The sequence below is a fragment of the Streptomyces sp. NPDC034099 genome (assembly GCF_055575415.1).
In genome coordinates this window covers 1-18,804 of record NZ_JBVISR010000004.1, presented here as the reverse complement: position 1 = coordinate 18,804, position 18,804 = coordinate 1, and the positions used below count along the sequence as shown (strand labels likewise).

General features: G+C 73.2%; 17 protein-coding genes. 13 read left to right on the top strand and 4 right to left on the bottom strand.

The genetic code is table 11. The features are described 5' to 3' along the window. Nucleotides 1-487 precede the first annotated feature (487 nt). Nucleotides 488-2,263 carry a BACON domain-containing protein gene (locus tag ACZ56V_RS12400; protein WP_468941697.1) on the top strand — a complete coding sequence of 592 codons (1,776 nt, stop codon included), beginning with the start codon at nt 488-490 and terminating at the stop codon, nt 2,261-2,263. A 22-nt stretch (nt 2,264-2,285) separates the two neighbouring features. Here ACZ56V_RS12400 and ACZ56V_RS12395 read toward each other — a convergent pair whose 3' ends face one another. Continuing rightward, nucleotides 2,286-3,110 (bottom strand): DUF3109 family protein, encoded by an 825-nt coding sequence (locus tag ACZ56V_RS12395; protein WP_398918318.1) that lies wholly within the window; start codon nt 3,108-3,110, stop codon nt 2,286-2,288. A gap of 71 nt (nt 3,111-3,181) precedes the next feature. Between ACZ56V_RS12395 and ACZ56V_RS12390 the strand changes: the two genes are divergently transcribed. From ACZ56V_RS12390 to ilvD, 4 genes are all read left to right on the top strand, one after another. Then, nucleotides 3,182-4,114 carry a Ppx/GppA family phosphatase gene (locus ACZ56V_RS12390; protein WP_468941693.1) on the top strand — a complete coding sequence of 311 codons (933 nt, stop codon included), beginning with the start codon at nt 3,182-3,184 and terminating at the stop codon, nt 4,112-4,114. Nucleotides 4,115-4,267: 153 nt separating this feature from the next. Continuing rightward, the gene (locus tag ACZ56V_RS12385) at nt 4,268-5,125 is read left to right on the top strand and encodes a sugar phosphate isomerase/epimerase family protein (protein WP_398918321.1); all 858 of its coding nucleotides are present in this window, start codon (nt 4,268-4,270) and stop codon (nt 5,123-5,125) included. Continuing rightward, the gene (locus tag ACZ56V_RS12380) at nt 5,122-5,736 is read left to right on the top strand and encodes a TetR/AcrR family transcriptional regulator (protein WP_468941689.1); all 615 of its coding nucleotides are present in this window, start codon (nt 5,122-5,124) and stop codon (nt 5,734-5,736) included. The genes ACZ56V_RS12385 and ACZ56V_RS12380 overlap by 4 nt, the downstream gene beginning before the upstream one ends. Nucleotides 5,737-5,857: 121 nt before the next feature. Beyond that, the gene (gene ilvD / locus ACZ56V_RS12375; protein ID WP_468941686.1) at nt 5,858-7,711 is read left to right on the top strand and encodes a dihydroxy-acid dehydratase; all 1,854 of its coding nucleotides are present in this window, start codon (nt 5,858-5,860) and stop codon (nt 7,709-7,711) included. A gap of 51 nt (nt 7,712-7,762) precedes the next feature. Here ilvD and ACZ56V_RS12370 read toward each other — a convergent pair whose 3' ends face one another. After that, nucleotides 7,763-9,892 (bottom strand): protein kinase domain-containing protein, encoded by a 2,130-nt coding sequence (locus ACZ56V_RS12370; protein WP_468941683.1) that lies wholly within the window; start codon nt 9,890-9,892, stop codon nt 7,763-7,765. Nucleotides 9,893-10,075: 183 nt separating this feature from the next. Between ACZ56V_RS12370 and ACZ56V_RS12365 the strand changes: the two genes are divergently transcribed. The 7 genes from ACZ56V_RS12365 (at nt 10,076) to proC (ending at nt 15,379) form a co-directional block, all read left to right on the top strand. Then, a complete protein-coding gene (locus tag ACZ56V_RS12365; RefSeq protein WP_467384715.1) occupies nt 10,076-10,402 on the top strand; it encodes an SH3 domain-containing protein in 327 nt (108 codons plus the stop codon). Between the two features lie 167 nt (nt 10,403-10,569). Then, complete coding sequence (locus ACZ56V_RS12360) at nt 10,570-11,253, top strand: DUF4232 domain-containing protein (RefSeq protein WP_468941679.1); 684 nt, start codon at nt 10,570-10,572, stop codon at nt 11,251-11,253. An 81-nt stretch (nt 11,254-11,334) separates the two neighbouring features. Further along, nucleotides 11,335-11,838, top strand: coding sequence for an EamA/RhaT family transporter (locus tag ACZ56V_RS12355; RefSeq protein WP_398918333.1), 504 nt, complete (start codon nt 11,335-11,337; stop codon nt 11,836-11,838). 78 nt (nt 11,839-11,916) lie between these two features. Continuing rightward, nucleotides 11,917-12,735, top strand: coding sequence for a class I SAM-dependent methyltransferase (locus ACZ56V_RS12350; protein ID WP_468941676.1), 819 nt, complete (start codon nt 11,917-11,919; stop codon nt 12,733-12,735). Between the two features lie 52 nt (nt 12,736-12,787). After that, complete coding sequence (locus ACZ56V_RS12345) at nt 12,788-13,618, top strand: ABC transporter ATP-binding protein (protein WP_398918337.1); 831 nt, start codon at nt 12,788-12,790, stop codon at nt 13,616-13,618. After that, the gene (locus ACZ56V_RS12340) at nt 13,615-14,415 is read left to right on the top strand and encodes an ABC transporter permease (protein WP_356370462.1); all 801 of its coding nucleotides are present in this window, start codon (nt 13,615-13,617) and stop codon (nt 14,413-14,415) included. Before ACZ56V_RS12345 ends, ACZ56V_RS12340 begins: the two co-directional genes overlap by 4 nt. A gap of 151 nt (nt 14,416-14,566) precedes the next feature. After that, nucleotides 14,567-15,379, top strand: coding sequence for a pyrroline-5-carboxylate reductase (gene proC, locus ACZ56V_RS12335; RefSeq protein WP_356859502.1), 813 nt, complete (start codon nt 14,567-14,569; stop codon nt 15,377-15,379). A 66-nt stretch (nt 15,380-15,445) separates the two neighbouring features. Here proC and ACZ56V_RS12330 read toward each other — a convergent pair whose 3' ends face one another. Further along, nucleotides 15,446-16,027 carry a cysteine hydrolase family protein gene (locus tag ACZ56V_RS12330; RefSeq protein WP_398918340.1) on the bottom strand — a complete coding sequence of 194 codons (582 nt, stop codon included), beginning with the start codon at nt 16,025-16,027 and terminating at the stop codon, nt 15,446-15,448. A gap of 74 nt (nt 16,028-16,101) precedes the next feature. Between ACZ56V_RS12330 and ACZ56V_RS12325 the strand changes: the two genes are divergently transcribed. Then, nucleotides 16,102-17,115 (top strand): GlxA family transcriptional regulator, encoded by a 1,014-nt coding sequence (locus tag ACZ56V_RS12325; protein ID WP_468941670.1) that lies wholly within the window; start codon nt 16,102-16,104, stop codon nt 17,113-17,115. Here the strand turns inward: ACZ56V_RS12325 and trpS are convergent. After that, nucleotides 17,070-18,080, bottom strand: a complete 1,011-nt coding sequence (trpS, locus tag ACZ56V_RS12320) for a tryptophan--tRNA ligase (protein ID WP_468941667.1) — start codon at nt 18,078-18,080, stop codon at nt 17,070-17,072. The genes ACZ56V_RS12325 and trpS overlap by 46 nt on opposite strands. Nucleotides 18,081-18,804 lie beyond the last annotated feature (724 nt).

The window sequence follows — 18,804 nt, the reverse complement described above, 5'->3', positions numbered from 1 at the left end:
ACAACACACTGAGCGGTCCGTTCCTTCGGCACCCGGCGTGGGTGTGGGCGCGGGGTGGGTCGCGCGGCCCGGCGCTGCCGGGGTGCCGCTGCGCCCACCCGTGCCGCCCCAGCGGCACGACTGCCCGCGGCTACGCGCACGCGGCGGGAGAGCCGCGTACGGCGAGAAGGGGTCGTGTCGGGGGGTGTCCGCCCGCAGCGGTTGGCGCGTCAACGCCCCGCACCCCCGTAGCCGACCGATTCCGCGCCGTTCCGAGGACGGACACCCCCCGGCGCGGCCCCGACCCACAGACAACGCACCGCGCTACGCGCACCCCCACCGAAGCCGCACAGGGGCCGCAGGCACCCCGAAAGGGCGACCCACGCCCCGCCCCAGCCCCGGAAGAGCAGCTTCCTGTCCCCTTATGAGGGATCGTTTCACCCGTACGGGTTAAAAGTGCCCAACGCGCCAGTTCGCGCCACCCATAGCCCCCTACGGTCGCCGAGTGATGAGGAGCAGTCCGGAAACCACGACCCGCACGACCGGCGCACACCGGGCGCACCGGGAAGCGCGTGACCGCGCCGCGGCGAGGGCGCTGGTGCAGCAGCCGCAGCAGCCTGCCCAGCGTCCGCCCGCGCGATACGCCGCGTACGACGCGTATCTGGACGGCCTGTTCACGTACTGCCTGTCCGTGCTCTGCGACCACGACGCCGCGACCGCCGCCCTGGGCGACGTCCTCGCGCTCGCCGAGCGCCGCGGCCACCGCGCCCCCGGATCCGCGGGCGACCGCAGGGCCTGGCTCTACGCGCTGGCCCGCTGGTCCTGCCTGCGCAAGCTGGCCGAGGCCAAGCAGAAACGTCCGAGCAGCCACGCGGCGGGCCGCCCCACCACGCCCGCCACCCCCACCACACCCCCAACCCCCGCCCACGACGAGGCCCACCAGCGGCACCGCAGCGAACTCGCCCTCCTCGCCTGGCCGGAGGCCGCCGGCACCACCCCCGAGCAGCGCGAGGCCCTCGAACTGGCCGTACGCCACCACCTCGCGCCGCACGAGGTCGCCGCCGTCCTCGGCACGGACCTCACCGCCACCCGCGAACTGCTCGCCTCGGCCGCCTGCGAGGTGGAACGCACCCGCGCCGCCCTGGCCGTAGTGGAGACCGGCACCTGCCCCGGAGTCGCCCGCCTCACCGGCGACAACCGCTACGTCCTGAGCAGCGCCCTGCGCCGCGAGCTGGTCCGGCACGTCGACGACTGCCCGCGCTGCCGCCGGACCGCCGAGCGCGCGGTCCCCGGCCGCTGGCCCGGCACCAGCGTCACCCCCGCCGAGCTGCCCGTCCTGGAGGCCCCCCGCACCGCGCTGCTCGCCGCCCCGGCCCACACCCCGCGCGCGCGGAGCGCCGCCCCCCGCTTCGACCGGCGCGGCTTCCCGATGGACCCCAAGGACCGCGCGGCCCGGCGGGACCGTCTGCGCGCGCGGGCCGTCACCACCACCGTCGTCGCCACTGTCGTGGCGGCCCCCGTGCTCGCTCTGTGGGCGGCCTACCGCGGCACCCCCGTCGTCGAGGGCGAGGAAGGCCGCTCGGCCAGCGCCAGCGAGGCGCAGAACCCGGACGGCCTGGAGGGCGGGTCGGCGGGCGGCGGCTACGGGTACGAGAACGCCGGCAACGCGAGCACCACCCCGGGCACCGGCTTCGGCAAGAACGGCGAGGCCGACGTCTCCGTGGAGGTCGTCGGCGTCTCCGGCGCCGCCGGGAAGGGCGCCGGCCACCTCAGGGTGACGGCCGGCCACGCCGGCGACACCACGCTGGTCACCCTGACCGCGACCGGCGACGCCCCGGTGCGCTGGTCCGCGTCCGTCGGCGCCGCCTGGCTCTACCTGAGCCAGTCCTCGGGCACCCTGCGCCCCGGCGAGGCCGTGACGGTCCGGGTGTACGTCGACCACCTGCGCGAGCCGTCCGGCCACTGGAGCGCACGGGTGGCCGTGTCGCCCGCCGGCGCCGTCGTGACCATCGAGGGCTACGGCCCCGCCCCCACCCCGTCCCGTCCGGGCCCGCGCCCCAGCACGCCGCACGGGACCACGTCCCCGTCCCACCCGGGCCACAACCCGGACCCGTCCACCTCGCAGCCCCCCGATCCGGACCCGACGCCCACCGGCGACCCGTCGCCGACGCCGCCCGATCCGGACCCGACGACGAACGAACCGTCCCCGACCGGCGGCACGGGCGGCTCGTCACCACCGCCGGGCACCAGTGACAGCGGCACCCCGAGCCCGTCCGGCTCCTAGAGGGCGCCGGGGCCGCCCGGTCTCAGCGGGCGGGGTCCGCCGGATGCGGCGCCAGCAACGGCAGCTGCGACGCCAGCCGCTCCTCGCACAGCTCGACCAGCCGGTCGTACCCCGCCTTGCCCATCAGCTCGATCAGCTCCGGCCGGTAGGACACGTACACCGGGTCACCCGCGCCGTGCGCCGAGGTCGCCGAGGTGCACCACCAGTGCAGGTCGTGCCCGCCCGGCCCCCACCCCCGCCGGTCGTACTCACCGATCGACACCTGGAGCACGCGCGTGTCGTCGGGCCGGTCGATCCATTCGAACGTCCGCCGGACCGGCAGCTGCCAGCACACGTCCGGCTTCGTCTCCAGCGGCTCCCGCCCCTCCTTCAGCGCCAGGATGTGCAGCGAGCAGCCCGCACCCCCGGAGAAGCCCGGCCGGTTCTGGAAGATGCACGAGCCCTGGAAGGGCCGGGTCTGCCGGGAGCCCTCGTCGTCCTCGGAGGTCCAGCCGTTCCGCGTGCCCTCGGCGTGGTGCTGCCAGATGTCCGGCGTGAGCCGCGCCACGTGCCCGGCGACCCGCTTCTCGTCGTCCTCGTCGGAGAAGTGCGCGCCCAGCGAGCAGCACCCGTCGTCCGCGCGGCCCGCCTGGATGCCCTGGCAGCCGCTGCCGAAGATGCAGTTCCAGCGGGAGGTCAGCCATGTCAGATCGCACCGGAAGACCTGCTCGTCGTCCGCCGGATCGGGAAACTCCACCCACGCGCGCGCGAAGTCGAGCCCCTTCTCGTCGCCCGCTCCTTCGACCGGTACGGGCTTTTTATCCTTCTTGGCCGACTTTTCGTCCTTCGCCTTTTTCGTCTTTGGCACGGCTCCAGGGTAAGTCGCCCGGGCGCGAGGAGGGCACCACCGCGAGCGCCGCCGGCAGTAGCGTTCCCTACATGAGACTCGGTGTCCTCGACGTGGGTTCGAACACGGTGCATCTGCTGGTGGTGGACGCGCATCCCGGCGCCCGCCCGCTGCCCGCCCACTCGCACAAGGTGGAACTGCGCCTCGCCCAGCTCCTCGACGAGGACGGGGCGATCGGCCCCGACGGCGTCGACCGGCTGGCCGCGGTCGTCCGGGAGGCGCTCCAGGCCGCCGAGGACAAGGGCGTCGAGGACCTCCTGCCGTTCGCCACCTCGGCCGTGCGGGAGGCGACCAACGCCGACGACGTCCTCGCGCGCGTGCGCGCCGAGACCGGCGTCGAGCTGACCGTCCTCACCGGCGCCGAGGAGGCCCGGCTCACCTTCCTCGCCGCCCGCCGCTGGTTCGGCTGGTCCGCGGGCAGGCTGCTGGTCCTCGACATCGGCGGCGGCTCCCTGGAGATCGCGTACGGCATCGACGAGGAGCCCGACGCCGCCGTGTCGCTGCCGCTCGGCGCGGGCCGGCTGACCGCGGCCCGGCTGCCCGGCGACCCGCCCCACCCGGACGACGTCAGGGCGCTGCGCCGCCACGTCCGTACGGAGATCGCCCGGACCGTCGGCGACTTCAGCCGCCTGGGCGCCCCCGACCACGTGGTCGCCACCTCGAAGACCTTCCGGCAGCTGGCCCGCATCACCGGCGCCGCCCGCTCCGCCGAGGGCCTCTACGTCCAGCGCGAGCTGAAGCGCGCCTCGCTGGAGGCCTGGGTGCCCCGCCTGGCCGCCATGACCAGCGCCGAGCGCGCCGAACTCCCCGGCGTCTCCGAGGGCCGGGCGCACCAGCTCCTGGCCGGCGCCCTGGTGGCCGAGGCCGCGATGGACCTCTTCCGCGTGGAGAACCTGGAAATCTGCCCGTGGGCCCTCAGAGAGGGCGTGATCCTGCGACGCCTGGACCGCATGGGGCAGGGATAGCGCCCCGACAGGGGCGCGGGGCTGTATCGATGTGCGGCTCCGCCGCGTGGGCGCGAGCGACCACGAACCGTCGCGCAGCCGCCCTATGGCAATCACCACAACGGCGAATGGGCACCCCGCACCCCCCAACGCTCACCCCGTACCCTGATCCCCGTGGCAAAACCCAGGGACGTGATCCGCACCCCGGACACGAAGGTCGCCCTGTCGACGGCTTCCGTCTACCCGGAGTCGACGGCGACGGCCTTCGAGATCGCCGCGCGCCTCGGCTACGACGGCGTGGAGGTGATGGTCTGGACGGACCCGGTCAGCCAGGACATCGAGGCGCTGCGCAGGCTCAGCGACTACCACCGCGTGCCGATACTCGCCGTGCACGCACCGTGCCTGCTCATCACCCAGCGCGTCTGGTCCACCGACCCCTGGGTCAAGCTCCAGCGCGCCCGCGCCGCCGCCGAGAAGCTCGGCGCGAGCACCGTGGTGGTCCATCCCCCGTTCCGCTGGCAGCGCCAGTACGCGCGGGACTTCGTCGACGGCATCTGGCGGATGGCCGACGAGACGGACGTCCGCTTCGCCGTGGAGAACATGTACCCCTGGCGCTACCGCGACCGCGAGATGCAGGCGTACGCCCCCGACTGGGACGTGACGAAGGACGACTACCGGCACTTCACGATCGACCTCAGCCACGCCGCCACCTCCCGTACCGACGCCCTCGACATGGTCGACCGCATGAGCGACCGCCTCGGCCACGTCCACCTGGCCGACGGCAAGGGCTCCGCCAAGGACGAGCACCTCGTCCCCGGCCGCGGCAACCAGCCCTGCGCCGAAGTGCTGGAGCACCTCGCGCACACCGGCTTCGACGGCCACGTCGTCATCGAGGTCAACACCAGGCGCGCGATGTCCAGCGCCGAACGTGAGGCCGATCTCGCCGAGGCGCTCGCCTTCACCCGCCTGCACCTGGCGCAGACCGCGTCCCCGGTGCCGGGCGGCCCGGCGGCGTGGACGGACCGCCGGTGAGCGGAGACGCCGACGGGACCACCCGGCGCCGCGGCCGCCCGCCCGGTACGGAGTCCGGGGACACCCGCGACCGCATCCTCGTCACCGCCCGCGAGGAGTTCTCCGAGCGCGGCTACGAGAAGACCTCCGTGCGCGGCATCGCCAAGGCGGCGGGCGTGGACCCGGCGCTGGTGCACCACTACTTCGGCACCAAGGAGCAGGTCTTCGAGGCGGCCATCGAGGTCGCCTTCGCACCGGCCCTGCGGGCCCCCGACGCGATCGGCGACGCCCCCCTCGACGAGGTCGGCGAGCGGCTCACCCGCTTCATCCTCGGCCTGTGGGAGAACCCGGCCAGCCGGACGCCCCTGCTGGCCATCGTCCGCTCCGCCGTGAACAACGAGACCGCCGCCGCCGTCTTCCGCCGGCTCATCGCCGCCCAGGTGCTGAGCCGGGTCGCCGCCCAGGTGGGCCTGCCGGACGCGGACCTGCGCGTCGAACTGGCCGCGGCACAGCTGGTGGGCTGCGCCATGCTCCGGTATGTGATCAAGGTCGAGCCGCTGGCCTCCGCGGACCCGGAGCAGATCGTCGCCCGCCTGGCCCCGGTCGTACAGGGCCACCTCACCGGCCCCTGACAACACCCGCCCACGGCGTACGACGAGACGGGCGTCCCGCATTCCGGACACCCCGTCCCGACCCCTGGATGACCGGCGTACGCTCGACGGCAGTCATAACTCTCCGAAGGAGCGAGCGACGATGCCCGAACTGAGGTCCCGCACTGTCACCCACGGCCGCAACATGGCGGGCGCCCGCGCCCTTATGCGTGCCTCCGGTGTACCCGGCGCGGACATCGGGCGTAAGCCGATCATCGCCGTCGCCAACAGCTTCACGGAGTTCGTGCCGGGCCACACCCACCTGGCGCCGGTCGGCCGGATCGTCAGCGAGGCGGTCGTCGCGGCCGGCGGCATCCCGCGCGAGTTCAACACGATCGCCGTGGACGACGGCATCGCCATGGGCCACGGCGGCATGCTCTACAGCCTCCCCTCCCGCGACCTGATCGCGGACAGCGTGGAGTACATGGTCGAGGCGCACTGCGCCGACGCCCTGATCTGCATCTCCAACTGCGACAAGATCACCCCGGGCATGCTCAACGCGGCGCTCCGCCTGAACATCCCGACGGTCTTCGTCTCCGGCGGCCCGATGGAGTCCGGCCGCGCCACCCTGGTCGACGGCACGGTCCGCACCCTCGACCTGGTCGACGCGATGTCGGAGGCGGTCAACGAGAAGATCTCCGACGCGGACATCCTCCGCATCGAGGAGAACGCCTGCCCCACCTGCGGCTCCTGTTCCGGCATGTTCACCGCCAACTCGATGAACTGCCTGACCGAGGCGATCGGCCTCTCCCTGCCCGGCAACGGCTCGGTCCTGGCCACCCACACCGCCCGCAAGGCGCTCTACGAGAACGCGGCCCGCACGGTCCTGGACCTGACCCGCCGCTACTACGAGCAGGACGACGACTCGGTCCTGCCCCGCAACATCGCCACCCCCGCGGCCTTCGAGAACGCCATGGCGCTCGACATCGCGATGGGCGGTTCCACCAACACGATCCTGCACCTGCTGGCCGCCGCCCAGGAGGCGGAGGTCCCCTACGGCCTCACCGAGATGGACGCCCTCTCGCGCCGCGTCCCGTGCCTCGCCAAGGTCGCGCCGAACGTCGCCAAGGGCCGCACGTACTACATGGAGGACGTGCACCGCGCGGGCGGCATCCCGGCGCTCCTCGGCGAACTGCACCGCGGCGGCCTGCTCAACGAGGACGTCCACTCCGTCCACAGCCCGTCCCTGGCCGACTGGCTGAAGACCTGGGACGTGCGCGGCGGCTCCCCCTCCCAGGAGGCCGTCGAGCTGTGGCACGCGGCCCCCGGCTGCGTCCGCTCCGCCGAGGCCTTCTCCCAGTCCGAGCGCTGGGACACCCTGGACGAGGACGCCGAGGGCGGCTGCATCCGCTCCGTCGAGCACGCCTACTCCCAGGACGGCGGCCTCGCGGTCCTGCGCGGCAACCTCGCCGTGGACGGCTGCGTGGTCAAGACGGCCGGCGTCGACGAGTCCATCTGGACCTTCGAGGGCCCGGCGGTCGTCTGCGAGTCGCAGGAGGAGGCCGTCCAGAAGATCCTCACCCAGCAGGTCAAGGAGGGCGACGTCGTCGTCATCCGCTACGAGGGCCCCAAGGGCGGCCCCGGCATGCAGGAGATGCTCTACCCGACCTCGTACCTCAAGGGCCGCGGCCTCGGAAAGGCCTGCGCCCTGGTCACCGACGGCCGCTTCTCCGGCGGCACGTCCGGCCTGTCCATCGGCCACGCCTCCCCGGAGGCGGCGGCCGGCGGCACCATCGCCCTGGTCGAGGACGGCGACCGCATCCGCATCGACATCCCGAACCGCTCCATCGAGCTGCTCGTGGACGACGCCGAGCTGACCCGCCGCGAGCAGGCCCTGAACGGCGTGTACGCCCCGAAGAACCGCGACCGCAAGGTCTCCGCGGCCCTCAAGGCGTACGCCGCGATGGCCACCAGCGCGGACAAGGGCGCGGTGCGCGACGTCAGCAAGCTGGGCTGACCCCGCCCCGGGGGACAACCCCGAGGGCCCCGGCAGGGGACCCGGTACGGCCTACCAGGCCCCCGGGTCCCGCCCCGACACCCCGAACACCGTGCCGTCCGGCGCCCCGGCGTACACGTACCCGCCCACGAGCAGCGGCGCCGGCAGCGAGGCGGGCACCTTGTCGGAGTCGGGGCCGAGCCGGGGCCGGGTCTGCCCGAGGAGCTTGCCCCGGCGCGCGTCGACACCGAGGAGCCGCCCGTCGGGCGCGGTGACGTACACGTGCCGCCCGTCGGAGACCGGCGAAGAGCCCCGGCTCACGCCCGTCTCCAGCCGCCACGCCTGCTTCCCCGCCGCCATGTCGGCGGCCACCAGCGAGCCGCCCGCGCCCATGAGGTACACGGTGTCCCCGCGCACCCCGGCCTGCGCCGCCTCGACCGGGATCGGCAGCGTCACCCGCCGGGTCGCCCCGGTGGCCGGCGTGTAGCGGACCACGGTCCTGACGTCGCCGTAGGCCGCCCCCTCGGCGACGAGGAACACGGAACCGTCCGCGGCCCCCACGGGCTTCAGCTCCCCCGCCAGCTCCGCGTCCCAGCGCACGTCCCCGCTCGCCGGGTCCACGGCGGTGACGCGGGTCCCCTTCCCGTCCGCGCTCTGGCTCGTCGCGTACGCCGTCGGCCGCCGCTCCCCGGCGAACGACGTGAAGTACGGCACCGCCTGCCCGGGGATCCGGCGCGACCACTTCGTCCTTCCCGAGGCGCTGTCCACGCCGGTGACCATCCCGTCGGCGCGGGTGAGCAGCAGCATGTCGCCGACGGTACGCAGCCCGTCGTACGGGGGCATGTCCTCCTGCCACTTCGGCTCGCCCGTCGCGGGGTCGAGCGCCTCCAGCGGGCCCAGCAGGCCCACCTCGGGCTGCACGAGCCCGCCCGACACGACCGGCGGTTCGTCCCGCACGGTCTCCTCGACGGGGTGGCGCCACAGCGTGCTTCCGTCGGCCGGGTCGACCGCGAAGACCAGACCGGGCCGCGCGCACAGCAGCCGCCGGGCCGCGTACGAGCACTGCGGCATCCCGCCGCCCTTCGTCGCGGGCCCCGCCTCCCACGCCCCGAACCCGCCCGGCGCACTCTGCGCGGTGGGCGTGCGCGCGGGCTCGGCACCGCCGAACGCCTGCACCGCCACGAGGCTCCCGGCCACGGCGAGCCCCAACGCCCCGGCGACGAGCGCCGACCGCTTCCCCAGCCGCCGTACGACCCGCCCGGACCGTTCGGACGGCTCGGCGGGAGTCCGCGGGGCGGGTTCCTCACCGGCCTCCTGCGGGGTCTCGGCCCGCTCCGCCCGCGGTGCCGGTATGAACACCTGCGTGTCGAAGGCCGCCGCGACCGACCGCAGTTCCCGCATCAACTCGTCCGGCGTCGGCCGGTCCTCGGGCTCCTTGGCCAGACACCGCACCACCAGCGGCGCGAGCGAGTCCGGTACGCCGGTCAGATCGGGTTCGTCGTGCACGACCTGGTAGGCGACGACGTACGGGCTGTCGGAGTCGAAGGGCCCCCGCCCGGTCGCCGCGTGCACCATCAGCGAGCCGAGGGTGAAGACGTCGGCCGCGGGCCCCACCTCCCGGGGCCGCCGGAACTGCTCGGGGGCCATGTACGGCGGCGTACCGATCAGCTTCCCGGTCTCGGTGCGCAGTTCGCTGTCCTTCGGCCGGGAGATGCCGAAGTCGATGACCTTCGGACCGTCCTCGGCGAGCAGGACGTTGCTCGGTTTCAGATCCCGGTGCACGACGCCGACCCGATGGATGTCGCGCAGCGCCTCGGCGAGTCCGGCCATCAGCCGGCGCAGCTGGGGCTCGTCCATCGGCCCGTTCCGCTTCACGTGCTCCGAGAGCGTGGGACCGGGGATGAACAGCGTGGCCATCCAGGGCCGCCCGGCCTCCGGGTCGGCGTCCACGACCGGCGCCGTGAAGGCCCCGCTCACCCGCCGGGCCGCGGCCACCTCCTGCCGGAAACGCCCCCTGAACTCGGGGTCCCTGGCATACGTCGCATGCACGACCTTGACCGCGACGCGCATCCCGGAGGTGCTGCGGGCCAGGTGCACGACGCCCATGCCGCCCGAGCCGAGGCGGGACTCCAGCCGGTAGTGGCCGGCGTACTCCGGAAGTTCCGCTTCCGCGTCCGCTCCGGCATCCCGCTGCGGCGCCATGGAACCACCCCCGTGCTGTTCGTTCGCGCGAGCGATGCTCGGAGCCTAGTCGATGGGGCCTGTGGGACAGAGGCGGCCTGCCGACTCGCGTGTGCGAGTGGCGAACTGGTGTTTCATGGCTTGTTCCCGGGGTATCAACGGTGCCCCACGAAAGTCGTGGGGCTCAACGGGGGGAGTTCGTCCATGTCTGTCGACCAGGTCCAGAACATCGGCGGCGAAGAGGAAGAAGCGGGGCAGGCCGGGGGAGTCGTCGCGGCGGCGGCCCTGAGTTCCTACCCGGTCGCGCCGGGCTACCGCCTGAACGTCCGCAGCGGCCCGGGCACCGGCTACTCGGTGGTGCGGGTCCTGGCCGAGGGCTCCAGGGTCACGATCAACTGCCAGCGCACGGGGGAGCGGGTCTCCGGCCCCTACGGCACCTCGAACATCTGGGACAACATCGGCAGCGGCCAGTACGTCTCCGACGCCTACGTCCGCACCGGCAGCGACGGCTACGTGGCCCCTCGCTGCTGAGCCGGCCGCCGCTGATGACCTTGTAACAGCGCTGTCCCAGCAACGTATTAGGAGGTTGCCGACGGGAACGGTCTGCCGGGCCGAGCGGCTCCTGATGATCGGAAGCGCCGCTCGCACCGATGGGTACGGGCGGCCCGGCACGCCAACCGACTCTGAGGTAGACAACGATGCGCGTTCGCAAGCTGACCCTCGCCGCCATGGCCCTCGCCGCCGGTCTCTCGCTCACGGCCTGCCAGGGCGACGACGGCACGGACCAGAGCGCCGCCCCGCCGGCCGCCTCCACCGCGTCCTCCTCGAACGGCGGGTCGGGATCGGCCGGCTCGGACCAGGAGGGCGGGACGGACTCCGCGGGGAAGACCCCCAACGGAACCGGTGGCACCAGCGGATCCGGTGGCACCGGCGGGTCCGGCGGGTCCGCCGAGGACGGCAAGGCCGCCAAGTGCCGCACCGACGAGCTGGAGATCACGGCGATGGACGCCACCGTCGGCGGCGACACCGAGGGCACCGTCGCGGTGGACCTGAAGAACGGCGGCGGCCGGGACTGCACGCTCGCGGGCTACGCGGGCGTCGACCTGAAGACCAACACGGGAACCCTCTCCGCGGAGCGCACGGGCGCGGAGGCCTCGCCGGTGGTCCTCAAGGACGGCGAGAACGTGACCTTCGGCATCACCTACCCGATCAACAACACGGGCGGCTCCGGCGTCCGCATCACGGGGCTCGTGGTGACCCCGCCGAACGAGACCAAGTCGGTCACCCTCGACTGGCCGGGCGGCGCCTCCCTGCCCGCCTCGGACGAACCGGGCTCCCCGGTGAAGGTCGGTCCGATGGGCAGCGCCGGCCAGGGCGGCTGACCGCACCGCTCGCCCCACGCGCCTCGTCCGGTGTGCCGGGCCCGCCCGGGGCCCGCGCCGCACCGGCGCCATAATCGACCCGTGAGCGCAGAGAACGGCAAGAACGGCAGCCCGGACATCCCCGCGGGCCCCCGCCCCGAACCCCTCCGGTTCTACGGCACGACCTGGGTGGACCACGGCCACGGTTACACCGCCCGCCGGGTGGGTCTCGCCGTGGGCTCCCTCGCCGTCGCGGCCGCCGCCTGCTTCGTGCTCCGCGTCGCGTACCAGGGCCTCCAGATCGCCGACATCGGCAGCTTCGTCTCGCTGCTGATGATCGTGATGTTCGCGATCTGCAGCGCCCTGGCCTTCCGCCACACCTGGTCCGGCTTCACCAGCCGCCCCGACCCCGACCGCCAGGCCTCCATGCGCGGCCTGCTCGCCATCGGCTTCGTCGGCTCCCTCCTCGCCTACTTCTTCCGCACCTTCACCGAGGCGCCGGGCGAGAAACTGCACCGCGAGGAGTACGAGAAGGCGCGCGAGGAGTACGAGAAGCGCACCACCCGCCGCTCGGGCAACCCGTCGCGGAAGCGCCGCGGGAAGTAACCCGGGCGGGAGCCCGCCGCCCACGGCGCTCCCGGAAACCCCCCTCCCCGTCCGGGCCCGCCCGGCCACCATGGCCGTATGACGACACCGCTGACCCCGGACGACCCGGCCGCCGCGACCGCCTCCGCGCGGGCCCACCACAGCGCCCGCGCCCACTCCTTCAACGCCGCCGCCGTCCAGTACGCCGCCAACCGGCCCTCCTACCCGCCCGCCCTCTTCGACGCGCTGGAGGAGCTGACCGGCCGCCCCCTCAAGGGCGCCCGCGTCGTGGACGTCGGCGCCGGCACAGGCCTCGCCACCGCCCGCCTGCACGAGCGCGGCGCCGACGTGATCGCCGTGGAACCGGGCGCCGGCATGGCCACCGAGTTCCGCCGCACCCTCCCCGGCGTGCCCGTGGTCCGCGGCAACGGCAACGCCCTGCCCCTCGCCGGCCGCAGCGCCGACCTGCTCACCTACGCCCAGGCCTGGCACTGGACCGACCCCGCCCTGTCCGTCCCGGAGGCGCTGCGCGTGCTGCGTCCGGGCGGCGCGCTGGCGCTGTGGTGGAACACCGACGCCCACGACGTGCCGTGGATCGCGGAGTCGGCGCGACGCGTCGACCGGCACTTCGCGCACCTGAACCTCTCCGCCCAGAAGCGGGACTTCGACGCCCGCGTCGCCGACCCCACCGGCACGCTCGGCTTCGTCCACCGCGAGGTCCGCTGGAGCCGACGCGTCCCCCTCGACACCCACCTGGCCAACCTCGGCAGCCACTCGGTCTTCCTGACCGACACCGAGGAACGCGCCGCGGCCTTCTTCGCCGAGGAGCGCCGCCACCTGCTGGCCGTCTTCCCGACCGGACGCGTCGAGGAGACGTACGACGTCCACCTCCTCGTCGCCCGGACTCCCGAAGCGTGAGAACGCTCGGCGGCCCTTGACGCCACGGGCGCCCGGGAGGAGTATTCATCACATGATGAATTACTCGACGGGACACTCCTCCCGGCCACCCGAAGGACACGGCGACGACCCCGCCCCGCCCGCCGTCCACGCCGAAGACCTCACCGTCGTCCGCGGTACCCGCACCGTCCTGCGGGGCCTCGGCTTCACCGTGCCGCGCGGCCGCATCACCGGCCTCCTCGGCCCCTCCGGCTGCGGCAAGTCGACCCTGATGCGGTCGATCGTCGGCACCCAGTCCAAGGTCACCGGCACCCTGGACGTCCTCGGCCGCCCGGCCGGCCACCCCGCCCTGCGCACCCGCGTCGGCTACGTCACCCAGGCCCCGTCCGTCTTCGACGACCTGACCGTCCGCCAGAACCTGGACTACTTCGCCGAGATCCTCGACCCCGGCCGGGCGGCCGCCGACCGCCGCCGCGAGGACGTCACCCGGGTCATCGCCGACGTCGACCTCACCACCCGTGCCGACGCCCTGGCCGGCAACCTCTCCGGCGGCCAGCGCAGCCGCGTCTCCCTCGCCGTGGCCCTCCTCGGCGCCCCCGAACTCCTGGTCCTCGACGAACCCACGGTCGGCCTCGACCCCGTACTCCGCCGGGACCTGTGGGCCCTCTTCCACTCCATCGCCGCCGACCGCGGCGCCACCCTCCTCGTCTCCTCCCACGTCATGGACGAGGCCGAGCGCTGCCACCGGCTGCTCCTGATGCGCGAGGGCGAGGTCCTCGCCGACGACACCCCCGACGCCCTGCGCACCCGAACCGGCTCCGAGACGGTCGAGGAGGCCTTCCTCCACCTGGTCGACGAGGCGAAGGCCAAGGCGGCGGCCCGCACGAAGGAGACCACCCGATGACCACGCCCACGGCCCCCGCGGCGGCTGCGCCCACCCTCACCCCGGCGCCCACCCGCCCCCTGAGCCTCTTCCGCACCACGGCCACCGCGACCCGGGTCCTGCGCCAGCTGAGCCACGACCCCCGCACCATCGCGCTCCTGATGCTCATCCCCTGCGTGATGCTCTTCCTGCTGCGCTACGTCTTCGACGGCAGCCCGCGCACCTTCGACAACATCGGCGCCTCGCTCCTCGGCATCTTCCCGCTGATCACGATGTTCCTGGTCACGTCCATCGCGACGCTGCGCGAGCGCACCTCCGGCACCCTCGAACGCCTCCTCGCCATGCCGCTCGGCAAGGGCGACCTCATCGCCGGCTACGCCCTCGCCTTCGGCGTCCTCGCCATCGTCCAGTCGGCCCTCGCCACCGGTCTCGCGGTCTGGTTCCTGGGCCTGGACGTGACAGGCAGCCCCTGGCTCCTCCTCCTGGTCGCCCTGCTCGACGCCCTCCTGGGCACCGCGCTCGGCCTCTTCGTCTCGGCCTTCGCGGCCTCGGAATTCCAGGCGGTCCAGTTCATGCCGGCGGTGATCTTCCCCCAGCTCCTCCTCTGCGGCCTCTTCACCCCGCGCGACAACATGCACCCGGCCCTGGAGGCCGTCTCCGACGTCCTGCCCATGTCCTACGCGGTGGACGGCATGAACGAGGTCCTGCGCCACACCGACATGACCGCCACCTTCGTACGCGACGCCCTGATCGTCGCCGGCTGCGCCCTGCTGGTCCTGGCTCTGGGAGCGGCCACCCTGAAGCGCCGTACGGCATGACCGACCAGCCCGTCCGGCGCCTGAGGACCCCGCACACCCCACCCGCGCCCCTCCCACCCGCGTCCCGCGGACTGGACGCGCCACCCCCACCCCCACCCGCGGTGCGAGGATGACCCCGGACGACGCGCACACCCCGAAGGGCACCGAACCCATGACCCAGAAAGTCGCAGTCCTCGGCACCGGCAAGATCGGCGAAGCCCTCCTCAGCGGCATGATCGGCGCCGGCTGGGCCCCCGCCGACCTCCTGGTCACCGCCCGCCGCCGGGAGCGGGCCGACGAACTCCGCGCCCGCCACGGAGTCACCCCGGTCACCAACGCCGAGGCCGCCAAGACCGCCGACACCCTGATCCTCACGGTCAAGCCCCAGGACATGGGCACCCTCCTCGACGAACTCGCCCCGCACGTCCCGGCCGACCGCCTGGTCATCAGCGGCGCGGCGGGCATCCCCACCTCCTTCTTCGAGGAGCGCCTCGCCCCCGGCACCCCGGTCGTCCGCGTCATGACGAACACCCCGGCCCTCGTCGACGAGGCCATGTCCGTGATCTCGGCGGGCACCCACGCGACCGCGGCCCACCTGACCCACACCGAGGAGATCTTCGGTGCCGTCGGCAAGACCCTCCGCGTCCCCGAGTCCCAGCAGGATGCCTGCACCGCCCTCTCCGGCTCGGGACCGGCGTACTTCTTCTACCTGGTCGAGGCCATGACCGACGCCGGCATCCTCCTCGGCCTGCCCCGCGACAAGGCCCACGACCTGATCGTCCAGTCCGCGATCGGCGCCGCGAAGATGCTCCGCGACAGCGGCGAGCACCCGGTCAAGCTCCGGGAGAACGTCACGTCCCCCGCCGGCACCACCATCAACGCCATCCGCGAGCTGGAGAACCACGGCGTCCGCGCCGCCCTCATCGCCGCCCTGGAGGCCGCCCGCGACCGCAGCCGCGAACTGGCCTCCGGCACCAAGGACTGACGCACCGCCGAACCGGACCCGACGACCTGGACGAGCCCCGCCCCCACGGGGCTCACCGCACGCCGGTCAGCATCCGGCCAGCACCTCCTCCGTCGTCACCACCCGGGCGAACCCGCCCCCGTGCAGCGACACCGCCGACGCGCGTGCCAGCTCGTCCGCGCTCTGCCGCCAGCCGAAGGGCCCCTCCAGGCCGAAGGTGTACGTCGCGTCCAACGGGACCACCACGTCGTACCCGAGGTTCCCGCCCATCCGTGCGGTCGTCTCGACGCACATGTTCGTCTGGATCCCGGCGAGCACGAGCTGCGAGATCCCCGCCGCCCGCAGCCAGTCGCCCAGGTCCGGCGCGCCGAGGAACGCCGAGTTCACGCTCTTCGTGACCAGCAGCTCGGCGCCGCCCCCCTTCCCGCGCCGCTGTTCCACGTACTCCTTGAACCCGTTGCCCTCGTACCCCGTCCGCAACGGCGACCCGGCCTTCACCGAGTCGTGCCGCACGAAGACGACCGGCCGTCCGCTCGACTGCCAGGCGTCGATGAGCGCGGCGATGTTGTCGTCCGCCCCCGGGTTGTTGCGCGTACCCCAGAAGCCGAGCTCCTCGAAGCCCTTCTGCACGTCCACGACCACCAGTGCCGCGTTCTCAGCGATATCCATGCCCCCGATCGTGCCGCCCGGAGAGCAGCGGCCCCAGCGGTCTGAAAGTCAGCGATCGATGGTTTACTGCCACCATGCTGACGACGGGCACAGCCGCGGCGACGACACCGGCCCCCTACCGCGTGGCCCTCCTCGCCTTCCCCGGCATCCGGGCCTTCGACGTCGCCGTCATCACCGAGGTCTGGGGCACCGACCGCACCGACCGCGGCGCCCCCGCCTTCGACCTGCGCCGCGTCGCCGCCGACGGCACCACCGCCGTCCCGATGCGCGGCGGCCTCGCCCTGCACCCCGACCGCCCCCTCGACTGGCTGGCGGAGGCCGACCTCGTCGTCGTCCCCGGCCTCGACGACCACCTCACCCCGGCACCCGCCCCGGTCCTCGCCGCGCTCCGCCGCGCCCACGCCCGCGGCACCACCGTCGCCGCCCTGTGCGGAGGGACCTTCACCCTCGCCCAGGCCGGCCTGCTCGACGGCCGCCGCGCCATCACCCACTGGCGGCTGCTCGACCTCCTGCGCACCCACCACCCCCGGGTCACCGTCGTCCCCGACGCCCTCTTCATCGAGGACGACAACATCTGGACCGCCGCCGGCACGGCAGCGGGCATCGACCTCTGCCTCCACCTGGTCCGCCTGGCCCACGGCGCCGAGGCCGCCGCCACCATCGCCCGCTCGATGGTCACCGCACCCTTCCGCACCGGCACCCAGGCCCAGTTCATCGAGCACCCCATCCACCCCGCGGACCGGGACGCCGACACCCTCGCCGACGTCCGCGAACACGCCCTGCGCCACCTCGACGAGCCCCTCACCGTCGCCGACCTGGCCGCCCGCGCAGGCATGTCCCCGCGCTCCTTCGCCCGGCACTTCGCGGCGGCCACCGGCACCACGCCCCTGCGCTGGCTCCTGGACCAGCGGATCGCCGCGGCCCAGAAGCTCCTCGAACGCACCGACCTGCCCATGCCGGAGGTCGCCCGCCGGGCGGGCTTCGGCAGCGAGGTCACGATGCGCCAGCACTTCGCCTCGCGCCTCGCCACCAGCCCCCGCGCCTACCGGGCCGCGTTCACCGGGGGCAGCAGCCCGATCGCCCGGTAAGCGGCGTCCACGGTCGGCCGCGCCATAGCCCGCGCCTTCTCGGCCCCCTCCCGGAGCACACCCTCTACGTACCCGGGGTCGGCGCAGAGCTCCTGGTGCCGCTCCCGCACGGGCCGCAGCACCTCGACGACCGCCTCCGCGGTGTCCTTCTTCAGCGCGCCGTACGAGTCGTACCCACCCGCCAGCTCCGCGGGGTCACCACCCGTGCAGGCGGCGAGGATCTCCAGCAGATTGGCGAGCCCCGGCCGCTCCTCCCGGTCGTACACGACGTCACGTCCGCTGTCGGTCACGGCCCGCACGACCTTCTTCCGCACCACGTCCGGCTCGTCCAGCAGATAGACGATCCCCGGCCCGACGTCGTCGCTCTTGCCCATCTTCGAAGCGGGCTCCTGCAGATTCATGACCCGCGTCGCCACCGCCGGACTGGTCACCCGCGGCACCACGAACGTGTGCCCGTACCGCTGGTTGAACCGCACCGCGAGATCCCGCGCCAGCTCCACATGCTGGGTCTGGTCGTCCCCGACCGGCACCTCGTCCGTCCCGTACGCCAGGATGTCGGCCGCCATCAGCACCGGGTACGTCAGCAGCGACAGCCGCACGCTCCCCCCACGCTCCCGCTCCCGCGCGGCCTTCTCCTTGTACTGGATCATCCGCCGCATCTCGCCGTCGGTCGCCACACACTCCAGTACGTACGACAGCCGCGCGTGCTCGTCCACGTGACTCTGCACGAACACGGTGCACATCTCGGGATCGAGCCCCGCCGCCAGCAACAGCGACGCCGACTGCCGGCTGAGTCTGCGCACCCGCGCCGGGTCGTGGTCCACGGTCAGCGCGTGCAGGTCGACGACGCAGAACAACGCGTCCGACCGGTGCTGGTCCACCGCGGCCCACCGCCGCATGGCTCCCAGATAGTTCCCCAGCGTCAGGTGCCCGGTCGGCTTGACCCCACTGAAGACCCGTGTCATCTCTCCACCTCCTGGTCTGGGCCGCCGCCACCCGCCGGCCGCCCCTCCTGGAGGGAGATACGAGAACGGCCGCCGAAGCGGCGGCCGTCGAGTGCATACGTGTGTACGGCCGCCGTCAGGCGGCCCGCCAGAGCTGGGTACACGTACGCGTCATCACGGGCCCACCTTACGCCCGCGCAGCCCGCCCCGCCCGGGATTTGACACGACCGCCCCGCACTCCTAATGTTCTCCGAGTTGTCCGACGTGAGCGCCGGCCCCGGTCGGTCCCCGGACAGCGATTCCGCACGTACCCACCACTCTTCGATGAACCGTCGCATTGTCGGCGTCGTCGTCCTGTCGGTGCGCGTATTAACGGAATGAGGAATCCACGTTCGAATGAACGCGGCCCCCCGATTAGCTCGGGAGCCGGGAGTCCGCTAGAGTCTCACCTCGTTGAAACGGCCCAAGGGTCGCGGAGACAGCCCCTTCTGACGGGGAATCAGGGCCGAAAGGGTCTGATAGAGTCGGAACCGCCGGAAAGGGAAACGCGAAAGCGGGAACCTGGAAAGCACCGAGGAAATCGGGTCGGAAAGATCTGATAGAGTCGGAAACGCAAGACCGAAGGGAAGCGCCCGGAGGAAAGCCCGCGAGGGTGAGTACAAAGGAAGCGTCCGTTCCTTGAGAACTCAACAGCGTGCCAAAAGTCAACGCCAGATATGTTGATACCCCGACCTGATCGGTACTT